General features: G+C 71.4%; 13 protein-coding genes and 1 pseudogene. 5 read left to right on the forward strand and 9 right to left on the reverse strand.

The window, feature by feature from the left end:
* Nucleotides 1-105: 105 nt before the first annotated feature.
* Nucleotides 106-585, forward strand: coding sequence for a bacterioferritin (bfr, locus tag ACIQ7M_RS12765; protein ID WP_037623273.1), 480 nt, complete (start codon nucleotides 106-108; stop codon nucleotides 583-585).
* Between the two features lie 47 nt (nucleotides 586-632).
* Here bfr and ACIQ7M_RS12770 read toward each other — a convergent pair whose 3' ends face one another.
* From ACIQ7M_RS12770 to ACIQ7M_RS12780, 3 genes are all read right to left on the reverse strand, one after another.
* Entirely contained in the window at nucleotides 633-920 is a 288-nt protein-coding gene (locus ACIQ7M_RS12770) for a (2Fe-2S)-binding protein (protein WP_355771338.1), read from the reverse strand.
* Between the two features lie 160 nt (nucleotides 921-1,080).
* Nucleotides 1,081-2,433, reverse strand: a complete 1,353-nt coding sequence (locus ACIQ7M_RS12775) for a class II 3-deoxy-7-phosphoheptulonate synthase (RefSeq protein WP_355776212.1) — start codon at nucleotides 2,431-2,433, stop codon at nucleotides 1,081-1,083.
* 136 nt (nucleotides 2,434-2,569) lie between these two features.
* A complete protein-coding gene (locus ACIQ7M_RS12780) occupies nucleotides 2,570-3,787 on the reverse strand; it encodes a glycoside hydrolase domain-containing protein (protein ID WP_403642990.1) in 1,218 nt (405 codons plus the stop codon).
* A 125-nt stretch (nucleotides 3,788-3,912) separates the two neighbouring features.
* Here ACIQ7M_RS12780 and ACIQ7M_RS12785 point away from each other — a divergent pair, with 125 nt between their 5' ends.
* Together ACIQ7M_RS12785 and ACIQ7M_RS12790 are read left to right on the forward strand one after the other, a co-directional pair.
* Entirely contained in the window at nucleotides 3,913-3,969 is a 57-nt protein-coding gene (locus ACIQ7M_RS12785) for a trp operon leader peptide (RefSeq protein WP_101392327.1), read from the forward strand.
* A 112-nt stretch (nucleotides 3,970-4,081) separates the two neighbouring features.
* Nucleotides 4,082-5,983, forward strand: coding sequence for an anthranilate synthase family protein (locus ACIQ7M_RS12790; protein WP_403642992.1), 1,902 nt, complete (start codon nucleotides 4,082-4,084; stop codon nucleotides 5,981-5,983).
* On the opposite strand, the gene ACIQ7M_RS12795 is transcribed toward ACIQ7M_RS12790, so the two are convergent.
* The 5 genes and pseudogenes from ACIQ7M_RS12795 to ACIQ7M_RS12815 form a co-directional block, all read right to left on the reverse strand.
* On the reverse strand, nucleotides 5,935-6,930 hold the full coding sequence (locus ACIQ7M_RS12795; RefSeq protein WP_403642995.1) for a 2-hydroxyacid dehydrogenase: 996 nt from the start codon (nucleotides 6,928-6,930) through the stop codon (nucleotides 5,935-5,937). The two genes, ACIQ7M_RS12790 and ACIQ7M_RS12795, sit on opposite strands and share 49 nt — an antisense overlap.
* Before the next feature lie 80 nt (nucleotides 6,931-7,010).
* A complete protein-coding gene (locus ACIQ7M_RS12800) occupies nucleotides 7,011-8,039 on the reverse strand; it encodes a 6-phosphofructokinase (RefSeq protein ID WP_355769818.1) in 1,029 nt (342 codons plus the stop codon).
* Nucleotides 8,040-8,180: 141 nt separating this feature from the next.
* Nucleotides 8,181-8,882, reverse strand: a complete 702-nt coding sequence (locus ACIQ7M_RS12805; protein ID WP_389850199.1) for a response regulator — start codon at nucleotides 8,880-8,882, stop codon at nucleotides 8,181-8,183.
* A 19-nt stretch (nucleotides 8,883-8,901) separates the two neighbouring features.
* Complete coding sequence (gene macS / locus ACIQ7M_RS12810) at nucleotides 8,902-10,125, reverse strand: MacS family sensor histidine kinase (RefSeq protein WP_403643000.1); 1,224 nt, start codon at nucleotides 10,123-10,125, stop codon at nucleotides 8,902-8,904.
* A gap of 190 nt (nucleotides 10,126-10,315) precedes the next feature.
* Nucleotides 10,316-11,104 (reverse strand): annotated as a pseudogene (locus ACIQ7M_RS12815) (lysophospholipid acyltransferase family protein); the annotation flags it as partial.
* A 159-nt stretch (nucleotides 11,105-11,263) separates the two neighbouring features.
* Between ACIQ7M_RS12815 and ACIQ7M_RS12820 the strand changes: the two are divergent.
* Both ACIQ7M_RS12820 and ACIQ7M_RS12825 read left to right on the forward strand, forming a co-directional pair.
* Nucleotides 11,264-12,073 (forward strand): alpha/beta fold hydrolase, encoded by an 810-nt coding sequence (locus ACIQ7M_RS12820; protein WP_355769811.1) that lies wholly within the window; start codon nucleotides 11,264-11,266, stop codon nucleotides 12,071-12,073.
* On the forward strand, nucleotides 12,066-12,833 hold the full coding sequence (locus ACIQ7M_RS12825) for a hypothetical protein (RefSeq protein ID WP_403643002.1): 768 nt from the start codon (nucleotides 12,066-12,068) through the stop codon (nucleotides 12,831-12,833). The genes ACIQ7M_RS12820 and ACIQ7M_RS12825 overlap by 8 nt, the downstream gene beginning before the upstream one ends.
* Before the next feature lie 175 nt (nucleotides 12,834-13,008).
* On the opposite strand, the gene ACIQ7M_RS12830 is transcribed toward ACIQ7M_RS12825, so the two are convergent.
* The gene (locus ACIQ7M_RS12830; RefSeq protein ID WP_403643006.1) at nucleotides 13,009-13,773 is read right to left on the reverse strand and encodes an endonuclease/exonuclease/phosphatase family protein; all 765 of its coding nucleotides are present in this window, start codon (nucleotides 13,771-13,773) and stop codon (nucleotides 13,009-13,011) included.
* Nucleotides 13,774-13,911 lie beyond the last annotated feature (138 nt).

Here is a 13,911-nt window from a genome sequence, read left to right on the forward strand (position 1 = left end):
ATCGGGGCAACTCGGAGTAAGCATGCACTTACTGGACGCTCCGGTACACCGGTGCAAAGATGCGGCGCAATCTGCCCGTCAACCCGCCTGGAAGGAGCCTCTGCGATGCAGGGCGACCCCGAGGTCATCGAATTCCTCAACGAGCAGCTGACCGCCGAGCTGACCGCGATCAACCAGTACTTCCTGCACGCGAAGATGCAGGAGAACTTCGGCTGGACGAAGCTCGCGAAGTACACCCGGCACGAGTCGTTCGACGAGATGAAGCACGCGGAGGTGCTCACCGACCGCATTCTCTTCCTGGACGGCCTGCCGAACTACCAGCGGCTCTTCCACGTCCGGGTGGGGCAGACCGTGACCGAGATGTTCCAGGCCGACCGGCAGGTGGAGGTCGAGGCGATCGACCGCCTCAAGCGCGGGATCGAGGTGATGCGCGCGAAGGGCGACATCACGTCCGCGAACATCTTCGAGTCGATCCTCGAGGACGAGGAGCACCACATCGACTACCTGGACACCCAGCTCGAACTGGTCGAGAAACTCGGCGAGGCGCTCTACATCGCGCAGCTCATCGAGCAGCCGGAGAGCTAGACGGCTTGAGAGCCGGACGGCCGACGGGCCGGAAGGCGCCCGGAGGGTCAGGCGGCCTCGCGCGCGGAGGTCTCGTACCCGGCGGTCTCGCGCCGCTCGGCCTCGGCCTGCGCGAGGACCTCGGAGAGCACCGGCATGCCCTTGTCGGCCAGTTCACGGCGCGGACACGAACCCCTGCCCAGCAGTGCCTGGATCCGGCGCACGCACGAACCGCAGTCCGTGCCCGCCTTGGAGGCCGACGCTATCTGCCGAGGAGTGCAGGCGCCGTCCTCCGCGTGCTTCTTCACCTGCTGTTCGGTGATCCCGAAGCAACTGCAGACGTACACGCGGTTCACCTCCCGCCGGAATCGTTGGGTCGTGCCGTCCCGATAATCGGTGAGGCTAACCTAACCTTACCCGTCGCGCCGGAACCACAAAAGTGGAGTGGGGTGCGGATCGTATGTGATCCGCACCCCACTTCAGGTGTCCCTATCGGGCGTGACGCCTGTCGATCTTCTACTGGTCGCGGTACATCTCGGCGACGAGGAAGGCCAGGTCGAGGGACTGGCTGCGGTTCAGACGGGGGTCGCAGGCCGTCTCGTAGCGCTGGTGCAGGTCGTCGACGAAGATCTCGTCGCCGCCGCCCACGCACTCGGTGACGTCGTCACCGGTGAGCTCGACGTGGATGCCGCCCGGGTGCGTGCCGAGACCCTTGTGGACCTCGAAGAAGCCCTTCACCTCGTCGAGCACGTCGTCGAAGCGGCGGGTCTTGTGGCCCGAGGCCGCCTCGAACGTGTTGCCGTGCATCGGGTCGGTCACCCAGGCCACGGTCGCGCCGGAGGCGGTGACCTTCTCGACCAGCTCGGGCAGCTTGTCGCGGACCTTGTCCGCGCCCATGCGCACGATGAAGGTGAGCCGGCCCGGCTCGCGGTCCGGGTCGAGGCGCTCGATGTACTGCAGCGCCTCCTCGGCCGTAGTCGTCGGGCCCAGCTTGATGCCGACGGGGTTGCGGATCTTCGACGCGAACTCGATGTGCGCCCCGTCGAGCTGACGGGTGCGCTCGCCGATCCACACCATGTGGCCCGAGACGTCGTACAGGTCGCCCGTGCGCGAGTCGACGCGGGTCAGCGCCGACTCGTAGTCGAGGAGCAGCGCCTCGTGCGAGGAGAAGAACTCGACGGTCTTGAACTCCTCCGGGTCGGTGCCGCAGGCCCGCATGAAGTTCATCGCGTTGTCGATCTCACGCGCGAGCTGCTCGTAGCGCTGGCCGGAGGGGGACGACTTCACGAAGTCCTGGTTCCAGGCGTGCACCTGGCGCAGGTCGGCGTAGCCGCCGGTGGTGAAGGCGCGCACCAGGTTCAGCGTCGAGGCGGACGCGTTGTACATCCGCTTCAGGCGCTCGGGGTCCGGGATGCGGGACTTCTCGTCGAAGTCGAAGCCGTTGACCGAGTCGCCCCGGTAGGTCGGCAGGGTCACGCCGTCGCGGGTCTCGGTGCCCTTGGAGCGGGGCTTGGAGTACTGGCCGGCGATCCGGCCGACCTTGACCACCGGAACCGAGGCGGCGTACGTGAGGACGGCGCCCATCTGGAGCAGCGTCTTGAGCTTGTTGCGGATGTGGTCGGCCGACACGGCGTCGAAGGCCTCGGCACAGTCGCCGCCCTGGAGAAGGAACGCCTCTCCCTTGGCGACGGACGCCATCCGGGCGCGCAGCTGGTCGCACTCGCCCGCGAAGACGAGCGGCGGATACGACTCGAGGTCCGCGATCACATCGCGCAGAGCCTCGGCATCGGGGTACTCGGGCTGCTGCGCCGCGGGCAGGTTTCGCCAGGTGTTGCCAGCGCTCGCGCTGGACTTAGCGTTCACGGTCACCCGGACAACATTACGGGGTCGTGTCGGGCGTCCCATCCACATGCCCATCAAGTGAGACGAACCGCGCTCGATCGGTGACGCTCCGGGCGGGCGCCGCGACCCTGCGCGGCGCCCGCCCGGGAGCGGGGACGGAGCCCTAGTCCACGTCGAGGCGGTCGCGGTCGATGGAGATCCGCACCCCGCCGTGGGTCTCGGTCGTGTCGCCCACGTACTGGTGGACGCGCTGGTGCTTGGACCACAGGGTCGAGGGGATCGAGGAGTCGGACGTGCTCGACACACGGTTCCAGCGGGCGAAGTGGATCACGTCGGGCAGGGTGACCCGGCTCTTGTCGGCGATCAGGTCGGACACCAGGGACGAGGTGTTGCCGTACGCGCCGGAGCGGTAGCCGAGCGCGTGCAGGCGCACGGTGTACGCCTGGAGGTAGGCGAGCACCGAGTCGGTGACCTTGCCTCCCGGCTCGTAGTGCTCCAGGTCGAGATAGAGCACCGAGCCCTTGCCGAAGCCCAGCGCGGCCGCCTGCTTGACGGCGTCGTCGGCGCCCGCGGTGCCCTGCGACACCGGGCTGGTGATCGCCGCGCAGCCGCCTCCGCAGCTCCCTCCGTCGGAGGAGGGCTGCCGGCCGACGTACAGCGGGAAGAACCGCCAGCCGTTCGTGTACTGCGTCCGCACCCAGCCGGCGGTCAGGTGCTGCTGGGCGCAGGCGCGGTTGATGCCGCCGATGTAGACACCGATGGCGCCGTACGGGGAGTCGTCGCGCCAGGCGTTCATCGCCGACTGGCTCGGGGCGGTGCAGGCGTCGAAGCCCTCGCCGCGGAAGGAGGTCGCGTCCTTCGGCAGCGCGGCCACCGCGCGCTGCTGCGCGGGTTCCTCGCGCCGGGCGGTGGCGACGGGCAGTCCGGCGCTGCTCAGGACGTCCTGGATGCGCGCGCGGTCGTATCCGTAGGCCGCGGTGACGGCGATGCGGTCGGCGGTGGCCCGGTAGGTGCGGGCCACCGGGTTCTCGGTGACGGCCCCGGGGGCCACGGGGGCGGGCTGGACCAGCAGCGCCTCGGTACGGCCGCTGGCCCTGGCCGGGCAGTTCTGGTCGGTGCCCGGGGTGCCGAGGTAGACGGCGTGCCGGTCGAAGCGGACACAGGTGTCGGGATGTTTCTTCAGGTCCACGATCCGCCAGGAGTCGGGGACGGTGAAGATGTAGCCGCGGTAGGCGACCTGGGTCAGGTCCTCGGCGTCGCTCGGACGCGGGGCGGAGCTCGCGGGGACGAGCGGTCCGGCGGCGAGGGCGGCCGCCGCGAGGAGCACGGTCAGGGCGCGGGCGCCGGTCCGGCGGGTCTGGGACGAACGGCTTGCGTGCATGGTTCTCGTTTCTCGGTGCGTTCGGGCTGTCTGGCCATCCATGGCCGGTGACCGGACGGTAGGAACGCCCCGCGGGGCCGTTTCACGCTGTTGCCCGCCCCTCGCCGTCGGGTAAGGTGCGGCGCATGTTCGCGCATTCGAACCAGAACTGGTGGTGGACCGCTCATCCGGCGGCCCACTGACTGCGCGTAGACACACGACTTCGCGAAGGCCGCCCGAGGGGCGGCCTTCGGCGTTCGCGGACCCGGGTCGTTCCTCTCCGAGATGCACGATCCGAGAGAAGGACCGCACCCGATGAATCTGCTCGACCTGCTGGACGATCCCCGTCCGTTCGCCCTGCTGCGCCGCCGCACGCCGGGCCGCGACCACGACGTGGTCGAACTGCTGCTGGGACCGGTGCGCGAGGTGGAGCGCCTCGCCGACATCCCCGACGAGGGTCTCGCGCTGATCCCGTTCCGGCAGATCCGGGAGCGTGGTTTCGACGTACGCGACGACGGCACCCCGCTCGCGGTGCTCGTCCCCGAGGAACGCCGTGAACTGCCCCTCGCCGAGGTGCTGGCCCAGCTCCCGGACCACGACGTACGGGTCGAGGGCGGCGGCTTCGACGTCGGTGACGAGGAGTACTCCGGGATCGTCGAGCGGGTGCTGCGCGAGGAGATCGGGCGCGGCGAGGGCGCCAACTTCGTGATCCGGCGGACGTACGAGGGCCGCATCCCGGGGTTCGGACGGGCGGACGCCCTGGCGCTGTTCCGCCGGCTGCTGACCGGCGAACGGGGCGCGTACTGGACGTTCGTGGTGCACACCGGGGAGAGGACGCTGGTCGGCGCGAGCCCCGAGGTGCATGTGCGGATGTCCGCCGGGACGGTCGTGATGAACCCGATCAGCGGGACGTACCGCTACCCGGCCGGGGGGCCGACGCCCGAGGACCTGCTGGCGTTCCTCGCCGACGGCAAGGAGATCGAGGAGCTCTCGATGGTCGTCGACGAGGAGCTCAAGATGATGTGCACGGTCGGTGACATGGGCGGGGTGGTGATCGGGCCGCGACTCAAGGAGATGGCCCATCTCGCGCACACCGAGTACGAGTTGCGGGGCCGCTCCTCGCTGGACGTGCGGGACGTGCTGCGGGAGACCATGTTCGCGGCGACCGTCACCGGCTCGCCCGTGCAGAACGCCTGCCGTGTCATCGAGCGTCACGAGGTCGGCGGGCGCGGCTACTACGCGGGCGCGCTGGCACTGGTCGGGCGACAGCGGGAGGACGGGCCGGACGGCGGGCCCGGGGCACAGACCCTCGACTCCCCCATCCTCATCCGTACCGCCGACATCGACGCGGACGGCCGGCTGCGGGTGCCGGTGGGGGCCACCCTCGTACGCGGATCGGACCCGGCGGGCGAGGTCGCCGAGACGCACGCCAAGGCCGCGGGTGTGCTGGCGGCGCTGGGGGTACGGCCCGGCCGGCCGCGCCCCGACGGCGCCCGGCCGCGGCTGGGCGACGATCCTCGGGTGCGGGCGTCGCTGGACGGACGGCGGGCCTCGCTGGCGCCGTTCTGGCTGCGGATGCAGGAGCGGTCCCGGGAACTCACCGGGCACGCGCTGGTCGTGGACGCCGAGGACACCTTCACGGCGATGCTCGCGCACGTCCTGCGGTCGTCCGGGCTCGAGGTGACGGTACGCCGCTACGACGAGCCGGGACTGCGCGAGGCGGTCCTCGCGCACGAGGGCCCCGTGGTGCTCGGCCCGGGTCCCGGCGATCCCTCCGACGCGGCGGATCCCAAGATGCGTCTCCTGCGCGGGCTCACCGCCGAGGTGCTGCGCGACCACCGGCACGGCGTCCTCGGTGTCTGCCTCGGGCACGAGCTGATCGCGGCCGAGCTGGGGCTGGAGATCGTCCGCAAGGACGTGCCGTACCAGGGCGCGCAGACCCGTATCGACCTCTTCGGGCGGGCCGAGACCGTCGGCTTCTACAACAGCTTCGTGGCGCGCTGCGACGACGAGGCGCTGGCGGAGCTGTCCGCGCACGGCGTCGAGGTCAGCCGGGCCGCGAACGGCGAGGTGCACGCGCTGCGCGGTCCCGGCTTCGCGGGGGTGCAGTTCCACCCGGAGTCGGTGCTGACGCTCGACGGCGCGGCCGTGGTGCGGGAGCTGACGGGTCAGATCCGGGGCACGAGCACGTTCTCCGAGCGGCGGCCCTCGGCGTAGTCGAAGACGTTCGCGGCGGTCGCGTCGACGATCTGGCCCACGGCGTCCCGGGTGTAGTAGGCCTGGTGCGAGGTGACCAGGACGTTCGGGAAGGTGACCAGGCGGGCCAGGGTGTCGTCCTCGACGGTTTCGAGGGACTTGTCGAGGAAGAACAGCCCGGCCTCCGCCTCGTACACGTCGAGGCCGACTCCCGTGAAACGGCCCTCGCGCAGCTCGGCGACGAGGGCCTGGCTGTCGATCAGGCCGCCGCGGCTGGAGTTCACCAGGATCGCGTCGTCCTTCATGACGCGCAGGGCCTCGGCGTCGATGAGGTGCTGCGTCTGCGGCATCAGCGGGACGTGCAGGGTGACGAGGTCGGACTCGGCGAGCAGGCGCTCCTTGGAGACGTACCGCATGCCGAGTCCGAGGCACGCCGGGTTCTCGGCGATGTCCCAGCCGAGGAGGTTCATGCCGAAGCCGTGGGCGATCCGGGCGAAGGCCTCGCCGATCTTCCCGGTGCCGACGACTCCCGCGGTGCGGCCGTGCATGTCACGGCCCATCAGCCCTTCGAGGCGGAAGTCGAAGTCGCGGGTGCGGTTGGCGGCGCGCACGATACGGCGGTTGACGGCCATGCCGAGGGTCCAGGCGAACTCGGCCACCGAGTAGGGCGAGTACGACGAGACCCGGGCGACCGTCATGCCGAGGCGCTCGGCGACGTCGAGGTCGATGTTGTTGAACCCGGTGGAGCGCTGGGCGACGAGATGGGTGCCGCCGGCCGCCAGGGTCTGCAGGACGCGGTGGCCCAGGGCGCAGTTGACGCTGGTGGACACGGCCTCGTAGCCGGCGGCGATGGGCGCGGTGTCCTCACTGAGGAAGACGTCGAGGCTGCGGACCTCGTGGCGTCCCTCGAAGGCCTTCTCGAGCAGGGGCTTCTCGTCGGACTGGACGCCGAACGCCAGAATCTCCACCGGTCTCTCCCGTGCTGGGGTACGGGCCGAATATACGGCCCGTACCCCCGGAGCCGCTCGGGCACGGCCGGGTGCCGCCGTCAGCCGAAGAACACCCCGGCCTCCGTGTACAGGCCGGGGTCGACCGTCTTCAGCTTGGCGGTGGCCTCAGCGATCGGGACGCGGACGATGTCGGTGCCGCGCAGCGCCACCATCTTGCCGAAGTCGCCGTCGCGGACGGCCTCGATGGCGTGCAGCCCGAAGCGGGTGGCGAGCCAGCGGTCGAAGGCGCTGGGCGTCCCGCCGCGCTGGACGTGCCCGAGGACCGTGGTGCGGGCCTCCTTGCCGGTGCGCCGCTCGATCTCCTTGGCCAGCCACTCCCCGACGCCGGAGAGCCGGACATGCCCGAAGGAGTCCAGGGTGCCGTCCTTGAGGACCATGTCGCCGTCCTTGGGCATGGCACCCTCGGCGACGACGACGATCGGCGCGTAGGAGGCCTTGAAGCGCGAGGTCACCCAGGCGCAGACCTGGTCCACGTCGAAGCGCTGCTCGGGGATGAGGATGACGTTCGCGCCGCCGGCCAGGCCCGAGTGCAGGGCGATCCAACCGGCGTGGCGGCCCATCACCTCGCAGACGAGGACGCGCATGTGCGATTCGGCGGTGGTGTGGAGGCGGTCGAGGGCCTCGGTCGCGATGTTGACCGCCGTGTCGAAGCCGAAGGTGTAGTCGGTGGCGGAGAGGTCGTTGTCGATGGTCTTCGGTACGCCGACGACGTTGATGCCGTACTCGTCGCCGAGCCGGGCGGCGACGCCCAGGGTGTCCTCGCCGCCGATCGCGATGAGCGCCTCGACCTCCTGCTTGGCGAGGTTCTCCTTGATTCTGCGGATGCCGTTCTCTTGCTTCAGGGGGTTGGTGCGCGAGGAGCCGAGGATGGTGCCGCCGCGCGGCAGGATCCCGCGCACGGCGGGGATGTCGAGCCGTACGGTGTCGCCTTCGAGCGGCCCTCGCCAGCCGTCCCGGTAGCCGACGAAGTCATAGCCGTACTCCTGCACGCCCTTGCGGACAATGCCCCGGATGACGGCGTTGAGCCCGGGGCAGTCGCCGCCTCCGGTCAGTACTCCGACCCGCATGGAAAGTCCCTTCGCCACGTTTGGCTGTCGGACTCACGCTAATAGTGATCCACGTCACTTCGGCATGGTGCGGACGGGCTGTTCCGGTGAATTGTCGGGTGGTTGATCAATAGATCACCCGGAAGGTGGCATCCGCGGCGGTCACGCCCCGTCCAGGCCGCGCTCTATGGCGTAGCGGACCAGCTCGACGCGATTGTGGAGCTGGAGCTTGCCCAGGGTGTTCTGCACATGGTTCTGGACGGTGCGGTGGGAGATGACCAGGCGTTCGGCGATCTGCTTGTAGCTCAGGCCCTTGGCGACCAGGCGCAGCACCTCGGTCTCCCGGTCGGTGAGCTGCGGGACCCGCGGCTCGTCGGTGCCCGTGGCCGGAGCGGGTTCCGAGGCCAGCCGGCGGTACTCGCCGAGGACCAGACCCGCGAGGCCCGGGGTGAACACGGGGTCGCCGACGGCCGTCCGGCGCACCGCGTCGGTCAGCTCCTCCGCGGACGCCGACTTCAGGAGGTAGCCGGTCGCGCCGGACTTCACCGCCTCCAGCACGTCGGCGTGCTCGCCGCTCGCCGACAGGACCAGGACGCGCAGGGACGGGTCGGCGCCGACCAGCTCCTTGCAGACCTGGACGCCGGGCTTGGCGGGCAGGTTCAGATCGAGGACGAGGACGTCGGGTGCGGCCGCCAGCGCGCGGCGCACGGCCTGTTCGCCGTCGCCGGCGGTCGCGACCACGTCGAACCCGGCGGCCTCCAGGTCCCGGGCCACGGCGTCACGCCACATGGGGTGGTCGTCCACGACCATGACCTTGAGGGGGTTCTCCCCCGTCCGCGGCTGGTCCGCGGTCCCGCCCGTCATCGTCCCACCGTCGCCTTCGTCATCGTGTCCTCGCCTTCCCCCGCGCGTCCTTCGGTACCTTCAGCTCGACCTCGGTGCCCTGTCCCGGGACGGAGATCAGCTCCGCCGTGCCGCCCAGCTCGCGCAGCCTGCCGCGGATCGAGAGCGCCACTCCGAGCCGCCCCTCGCCCTCGGCCTGGGCGAGCCGCCCCTCCGGGATGCCGGGGCCCTCGTCGCGGACCGTCACGATCACGGCGTCGGATTCGTCCTCGACCAGGATCCAGGCGCGGGCGTCCTCGCCCACGTGCCTGCGGACATTGTCCAGGGCGGCGCCCACGGCCGCGGCCACTTCCCGCGCGGCGGGCGGGTCGAGCGGCACCGAGGCGCCGGGCTCGGAGAGGGTCACGCGCGCGGTGGCGTACGGGGCGAGCAGGACGCGCAGGTCGAGCGGCCCCTGGGGATCCTCGTCGTCGGGTTCGTCGACGGCGCGCACCAGCGCGCCGAGCGCGGCGTCCTCCGACACCCGGGAGACGGGCACCAGACCGCCCGACACCAGCGTGCGCAGCGCGGCCTCCTGCTCTCCGGCCATCCGGCCGAGCTCCGCGGCCTCGCCGCCGATCGCGCTGCCGCGCCGCTGCACCATGGCGAGGACCTGGAGCACGCCGTCGTGGATGTCCCGGGCGAGGCGCTCACGCTCCCGGGTGGCCGCCTCGATCTCCAGGGCGCGGGCGAGGGTGCGCTCGGAGGCGCGGGCGACCTCGACGACGTAGCCGATGGCGATGGAGGCGACCCAGACGAGGATCACGTTGTGCACGGTGTCCCGGGTCGGGGCGCCGCGCTCGACGATGTTGGCCGCGGCGACGAGCGTGGAGGCGAAGGCCGCCCAGCGCCAGCCGCCCTTGATCGCGAAGGCCAGGACGGCGCCGGCCGTCCAGATCGACGGCAGCGTCGGGCCGCCCGCGTCGATGCGCGAGGCGGAGTCGGCGACGCGGGTGAGCAGGATGCCGGTCAGCGCGACGGTGAGGTCGGCGGCGAGGAACCGCTTGGTGCAGTTGGCCGCGCCGGAGACCCTGGGGAGCGTGGCCAGCGTCCAGACGAGCAGGAACGCGAAGAACGCGACGGCGACCCACGGGCGGTCGAACTTGTCGTACGTCGTGGCGAAGAGCCCGATCGCGTACAGCACGGTCAGCACCCGGTAGCCGGTCAGCGCACGCCACAGCGGCTGCTCGACCGACATCCTCATGACTCTCTCGCGCTTGGCCATGCCCCCCACCCCACCCTGCCCCGCCCTGCCGACGTCCCTACGGACGCTCCGGGGAGCCGGACCGTTGCGTGTCGGCCGACTCCGTCTCCCCCGGACCGGCCGGCGGACCCGCCTGTTCCACGTCGTGCTCCGCGGCCCGCGCCTCGGGATCGGCCTGTACCTCTTCGGGAGCGGCCTGCTCCTCGGCCCGCTTCTCCACCTGGGGCCCGGCCTGTTCCCCGGCCGTCTGCTTCGCGGCCTGCTCCGCCTGCTTCTCGGCCTGGGCGAGTGCCGCCCTGGCCGCCTTCTCGGCGTCCTTCTCGGCCTTCGCCGCATCCGCGATCTGCCGCTTGGCGGCCGTCGCGTACATGTCGACGTACTCCTGCCCGGACAGCTTCATGATCTCGTACATGACCTCGTCGGTCACCGCGCGGAGCACGAACCGGTCGTGCTCCATGCCGCTGTAGCGGCTGAAGTCCAGCGGCTTGCCGATGCGGATGCCCGGACGCATCAGCTTGGGCATCAGCTTGCCGGGCGGCTGGATCTTCTCGGTGTCGATCATCGCCACCGGGATGACGGGCGCGCCGGTGGCGAGGGCCACGCGTGCGAGGCCGCCGGGCTTGCCGCGGTAGAGGCGGCCGTCGGGCGAGCGCGTGCCCTCCGGATAGATGCCGAACAGCTCACCGCGCTCGATCACGTCTATGCCGCTCTTGATGGCCGCCTCGCCCGCGCCGCGCGCGCCGGAACGGTCCACCGGGAGCTGGCCGACGCCCTTGAAGAAGGCGGCCGTCATCCGGCCCTTGATGCCCGGGGTCGTGAAGTACTCGGCCTTCGCGATGAAGGTCACCTTGCGTTCGAGGACCGCCGGCAGGAAGAAGGAGTCCGAGAACGAGAGGTGATTGCTCGCCAGAATGGCCGGGCCCTCGGCGGGGATGTTCTCGAGGCCTTCCACCCAGGGTCTGAAGGCGAGCTTCAGCGGCCCTCCGATGGAAAACTTCATTGCGCCGTAGATCACCCGCGTGCCTCCTGTGTCGTAGATCAGACCTTAACCCGGAGCACCGTCGAAGGACCCGACGACCCTGGTCGGTGTCAGTACGGTCGCGTACGGTGATGCACACCCGGAGTCGTTTTCCGCCCAACTCATGAACAGGAGACCGAGGTGCCGGTCCTTCCTGGAGCCGAGCCGTTCCGCCACGACGGCGGAGAGGTCGGCGTCCTTCTCTGCCACGGTTTCACCGGCTCCCCGCAGTCACTGCGTCCCTGGGCCGAGTATCTCGCCGACCGGGGTCTGACCGTCGCGCTGCCGCTCCTGCCCGGGCACGGCACCCGCTGGGAGGACATGCAGCTCACCGGCTGGCAGGACTGGTACGCGGAGGTCGACCGCGAACTGCGCGCGCTGCGCCGGACCTGCTCGCGGGTGTTCGTCTTCGGGCTCTCGATGGGCGGCGCGCTGGCGCTGCGGCTGGCGGCCAAGCACGGCGACGACATCGACGGCGTCGTGGTCGTCAACCCGCTGAACAAGGTGCACGGCCCGGCCGCGCGCCTGCTGCCGGTCCTGCGCCACCTGGTTCCGTCGACGAAGGGCATCGCGAGCGACATCGCGAAGGAGGGCTCCGAGGAGATCGGCTACGGCCGGGTGCCGCTGCACGCCGCGCATTCGATGCGCCGGCTGTGCGCGGTCGTGGACGCGGAGCTGCCGCAGGTCACCCAGCCGCTCCTGCTGCTGCACAGCCTCCAGGACCATGTGGTCTCCCCCGCCGACTCGGCGCGCATCCTCGGGCGGGTGTCCTCCACGGACGTGACGGAGATCGTGCTGGAACAGAGCTACCACGTCGCGACGTTGGACCACGACGCGGACCGGATCTTCGAGGAGAGTCACTCCTTCGTCACCCGGCTCGCGCCCGGTGCCGGCAAGGAGGCCGACGCCGGTCGGGTCGGCGGGCAGGAAGGGACGACAGCCGGTGACTGAGCACGACGCGGACCGCGGCGATTCCGAGGAGAAGGGCGTGCCCGTCGGCGAGCCGCTCGACGGTGCCCGCGGCGAGGGGCTGGGCGACGCGCTCACCGAGCCCGCGGGGGACCCGCTCGGAGAGTCGTCCGGCGACGCCCGCGGGAAGTCCGCCGACGACGAGCAGAGCGTGCCCTTCGACGAGGAGGCCGCCTGGAAGTCGATCGTCGAGGGGTACGGCGAGGAGCCGGCGGACCCGCCCGGCTCGCGGCCCTTCCGGTCGATCGAGGATCTGGCGCTCCCCGAGCCCGGTCCCGACACCGGCTCCGAGACCGGCGGCGCCGGCTCCGGGGACGGCACCGGTGAGGACGACGCCCCGGCTCCGGGCGCCGGGTCCGAGCCGGAGGCCTCCGGCGACCTGCCCTCCGCCGTCAAGCCGCTCGGCAGTTCGATCTCGTTCGCGCCCGGTGTCGGCGGCCCGCGGGACTACCGCTCGCCCGAGCCGTCCGAGGACGACTTCGACGAGGACGACGAGGGCCACTTCGTCCCGCCCGAGCCGCCGCCGCTGCCCGCCGCGGACACGACCGCCAAGTTCGCCTGGCTCGGCGTGCTCGGCGGCCCCGCCCTGCTGCTGCTGGCCGTCCTGTTCGGCTGGGACATGACCTGGTGGCTCACCACCCTCGGCATCGGCGGTTTCCTCGGCGGCTTCGCCACGCTGGTGACGCGCATGAAGGACGACGACGAGGACCACGAGGACCCGGGGCGCGGCGCGGTGGTCTGACCGCGGAGCACGGCCCCGGGTGGAACGGCGGCTCCGGGGGTGGCGTGTGGTCCGGGCGTGGCGGGTGGTTCCGGGCGCGGCAGGTGGTCCGGCCACGGCGGGGTGGGTCCGGGCGCCGCGGGTGGTCCGGGCGCCGCGGCGGTTCCGCGTGGGTAAGTGGTTCCGGCCGCCGCCTCTAGGAAGCGGGCACTCTGAGCGCGGCCAGTACGGGCAGATGGTCCGTGGCCGCCCTCAGGTCCGCTTCGCTCACGCCCGGGAGACCGAGCGGCACCCCGCAGCCGAGCACCTCGATGCCGGGCGTGGCGAAGAGGGCGTCGATGCGCCGGTCGGGCCCGGCGAACGTCCAGGTGTGCTCCCCGCCCCAGGGCCGGGTCGCCCAGCCGTCCTGGAGCGCGCCCGCCAGACGGCGGAACGTCGGTCCCGCCGGGCCTTCGTTGAGGTCGCCGCCCGCGACGACATGCGGAGTGCCGAGACCGGCGAGACGGTCGAGGAGCATGCCGCCCTGCTCCTGGCGCTCGTCCTTCCGGAGCGACAGATGGCAGCTCAGCACGCCGAGCCGGGCACCCCCGAACCGCACGACCGCCGTGGCGAAGCCCCGGCGGTGCTGCCCCGGGGTGAGCGGGAGCAGGACGTCCTCGGTGCGCTCCACGGTGGCCCGCAGCGTGCACAGCAGCGCGGGCCCGGCGGCGGTGGCGCCCCCCGACAGCATGACGAGACCGGATGCGGCCGCGAGACGCGCGAGTTTCTTGCGCCAGCGGAAGAAGCGGGGCGCCTCCTGGACCAGTACGAGGTCCGGTGCGCAGGCGCTGATCACTCGGGCGAGCGCGGCGGTGTCGTCGCGCATCGAGCGGATGTTGTAGCTGAGCACGCGGATCACGGCCGAGCCGTCGGCTTCGGTACGGGACGCGGGCAGCGGACTGGTGGAGGACCTGGTCGGCATGGCGATCAAGATACGCGCCCGAAGCCCCCGGAAAGGGCCGAAGAAACACATGGCCCGCGTTCGGGCGGAGAAAGGGGCGGACACGGCCGCGCCCGCCGTCCTGTGCGGGGGCGGCGGGCGCGGTCGTGCGAGACGGGC

It is taken from the genome of Streptomyces sp. NPDC096324 (genome assembly GCF_044763015.1).
Classification (GTDB): Bacteria; Actinomycetota; Actinomycetes; order Streptomycetales; family Streptomycetaceae; genus Streptomyces.

What these genes read in the sequence shown, in the direction of transcription:
- bfr (WP_037623273.1), top strand. Translation starts at nt 106, where the DNA reads ATGCAGGGCGACCCCGAGGTCATCGAATTCCTCAACGAGCAGCTGACC.
- ACIQ7M_RS12790 (WP_403642992.1), top strand. Translation starts at nt 4,082, where the DNA reads ATGAATCTGCTCGACCTGCTGGACGATCCCCGTCCGTTCGCCCTGCTG.
- macS (WP_403643000.1), bottom strand. Translation starts at nt 10,125, where the DNA reads ATGGCCAAGCGCGAGAGAGTCATGAGGATGTCGGTCGAGCAGCCGCTG.
- ACIQ7M_RS12800 (WP_355769818.1), bottom strand. Translation starts at nt 8,039, where the DNA reads ATGCGGGTCGGAGTACTGACCGGAGGCGGCGACTGCCCCGGGCTCAAC.
- ACIQ7M_RS12805 (WP_389850199.1), bottom strand. Translation starts at nt 8,882, where the DNA reads ATGACGGGCGGGACCGCGGACCAGCCGCGGACGGGGGAGAACCCCCTC.
- ACIQ7M_RS12830 (WP_403643006.1), bottom strand. Translation starts at nt 13,773, where the DNA reads ATGCCGACCAGGTCCTCCACCAGTCCGCTGCCCGCGTCCCGTACCGAA.
- ACIQ7M_RS12780 (WP_403642990.1), bottom strand. Translation starts at nt 3,787, where the DNA reads ATGCACGCAAGCCGTTCGTCCCAGACCCGCCGGACCGGCGCCCGCGCC.